The 3,033-nt window shown below is 65.6% G+C and carries 1 protein-coding gene; it reads left to right on the top strand.

The window, feature by feature from the left end; genetic code table 11:
* On the top strand, window positions 1-3,033 hold a 3,033-nt coding region (locus BMX68_RS24845; RefSeq protein WP_074862783.1), incomplete at its 5' end, for an ImcF-related family protein.

The following is a 3,033-nucleotide window of genomic DNA, read 5'->3' as shown; positions in this document are numbered from 1 at the left end:
TACGGCCTCTTCTGGCGCCGCAAAGTCCGCCTGCTGCTGGTCATCGGCGAGTCCGCCGAAATCGAAGCCATTGCCCCGACCCTGACCAAGCAATTCTGGCTGGAAGGGCAAGGCACCGTCCTGCTATGGGGCGGCAGTGCCCAGGCGATGTTGGATCGACCCTTGCCCACGCAATGGGCTGGGCTGAGTCGCTGGCGGGCGCTGGACGGGGTGGTCTGGGCGCTGAACGCTACCCAGACCGGTGATGATGCCGCGCTGGGCGCGGGCGTGCGCCAGTTGCAGCGTTTGGCCCGTGGCCTGGGCTGGCAGTTGCCGCTGTCCCTGTGGCAGGTCTGCGACAGTGCCTGGTCGCAGGACACGCGCAAGACGCAGCCCGTGGGCTGCCTGCTGCCCGCAAACTTCACCGCGCAGGCGTTGGAAAGCGGCCTCAATGGCTTGCTCGAACCGTTGCGCCGCGAGGGCCTGGCGCAGATGAACGGTGTCATGGGCCATGACTTCCTGTTTCGCCTGTCCCGCGATTTACAGCGCGAGGGCATCGGTCGCTGGCGTCACACACTGGCGCCCCTGGCCGGCGAGTTTGCCCGTGGCGTGCCGTTGCGGGGGGTGTGGTTCAGCCTGCCGGTGCGGCGCACACCGCATGACTTGAAACATGACTGGCCGGTGGCCCCGGTGTGGCAGGGCGTGCTCGATGATCCTGCCCACAGCCACCGGCTGGGCTGGAGCGTCCCGCGAGCCGGCTATGCGCTGGTGCTGGGACTGGCGCTGGTGTGGGGCGCGGGGTTATTGCTGTCGTTCGCCAGCAACCGTGTGCAGATCGCCCAGATGCACACCGCGTTGACCGCGTTGCGGCAGGCGGGGAGTCACGACGAGCAACTGAGCGCGCTCAACGAGCTGGCGCGTGAACTGGGGCGTCTGGATTACCGCGCCACCCACGGCACGCCCTGGTATCAGCGTTTTGGCCTGAACCAGAACCCAGCGTTACTTGAAGTGCTGTGGCCGCCTTATGTCGAAGCCAACCACCGTTTGATCCGCGACCCGGCGGCGGCCCATTTGCACCGTCAGCTCACGGCCTTGATCAACCTGCCAGCGGGCAGCGCGCAACGGGTCGAGCGGGCACACAGCGCCTACGCACAGTTAAAGGCTTACCTGATGCTGGCGCGCCCGCAAAAAGCCGACGCGGACTTCCTGAGCAAAGTCCTGGGCCACGCCGAACCGCTGCACGACGGTGTATCGCCGGGGCTCTGGCAAGCCCTGGCGCCGGACCTCTGGCAGTTCTATGGCGAGCAATTGGCGGCGCACCCGGCGTGGGCGATCGAGGCCGACCCGTTGTTGGTCGCGCAGGTCCGCCAGATCCTGCTCGGTCAGTTGGGCCAGCGCAATGCCGAAACCAGCCTGTACCAGCAAGTCCTCAAGGCGACGGCCCCTCAATACCCTGAACTGAGCCTGCTCGACATGGTCGGTGAAACCGACGCCCTGGCGCTGTTCAACAGCGACGCCCGCGTACCGGGGGTCTTTACCCGTCAGGCCTGGGAAGGGCAGGTGCGTCAGGCGATCAGTGACATCGCCGAGGCACGCCGCGAGGAAATCGATTGGGTGCTCAGCGACAAGCAGACCGACATCGCCGCCGAGCTGACCCCCGCCGTGCTCAAGGAACGCCTCACCGAACGCTACTTTCAGGACTACGCCAACGCCTGGCTGGATTTTCTCAACCGCCTGCGCTGGCATCAGGCCGCTAGCCTGCCCGATGTGATCGACCAGTTGACCCTGCTGACCGATGTGCGCCAGTCGCCGCTGATTGCCCTGATGAACACCCTGGCCTATCAGGGGCAGGCGGGCACTCGCCGTCAGGCCCTGGCCGCTGCGTTGATCACCTCCGCGCAAAAGCTGATCGACCAGGACCACGCGTCGGTGATCGAACCGCCCAGCCCAGTGCCGCATGGCCCACTGGAAGCCACCTTCGGTCCGTTGCTGGCGTTGCTGGGCAAAGACAGCGAGGGCCAGGCCGAGAGCGAGCGGTTGAGCCTGCAAGCCTTCCTCACGCGGGTCACCCGTGTGCGTTTGAAACTGCAGCAAGTGAGCCAGGCGCCCGATCCGCAGGCAATGACTCAGGCCCTGGCGCAGACGGTGTTCCAGGGCAAGCGCATCGACCTGACGGACACCCGGTCCTATGGCAGCCTGATCGCCGCGAGCCTGGGGGCGCAGTGGAGCGGGGTGGGCCACACCCTCTTCGTACAGCCGCTGGATGAGGCCTGGCAGCGGGTTCTGCAACCTTCGGCTGCCGGGCTCAACAGCCTGTGGCAGCGGGCGATTGTCCATGACTGGCAACAGGCGTTCGCCAGCCGCTACCCGTTTGCCGACACCCCCAGCGATGCCTCGTTGCCCATGCTCGGCCAGATGATTCGTGCCGACTCTGGGCGCATCGAGCAGTTTTTGCAGCGTCAACTGAGCGGTGTGCTGCGCAAGGAAGGTAGCCGTTGGCTGGCCGACCCGCGGCACAGCCAGGGCTTGCGCTTCAACCCGCAGTTCCTGGCGGCGATCAACCAGCTCAGCCACCTGGCCGACGTGATCTACACCGACGGCGGCATGGGCCTGAGCTTCGAACTCCAAGGCAAGCCGGTACGCGATGTGGTGCAAACCACGTTCACCCTCGATGGCGTGCGACATCAGTACTTCAACCAGAAAGAGTTCTGGCAGCGTTTCAGTTGGCCGGGAGTCGGTGATCGTCCGGGCGCGAGCCTGACCTGGACCAGCGTGCATACCGGCGAGCGTCTGTTGGGTGACTATCAGGGCACCTGGGGTCTGATTCGGTTGTTGGAAAAGGCCCGGTTCACGGCCTTGGACGACGGCGACAGCCGCTATCGCATGGTCCTCAAGGCCCCCGATGGCCTGAACCTGACGTGGAACCTGCGCACTGAATTGGACGCGGGGCCTTTGGCCTTGCTCAAGTTGCGTCACTTCACGCTGCCCCGGCAGATTTTCCTCAGCGAGGGCGCCGCTCCCGTGCCCTATGCGCAGAGCGGGAGCTTTGAATGA

It is taken from the genome of Pseudomonas agarici (genome assembly GCF_900109755.1).
GTDB lineage: Bacteria > Pseudomonadota > Gammaproteobacteria > Pseudomonadales > Pseudomonadaceae > Aquipseudomonas > Aquipseudomonas agarici.
This window is presented reverse-complemented; position numbering and strand designations above follow the sequence as displayed.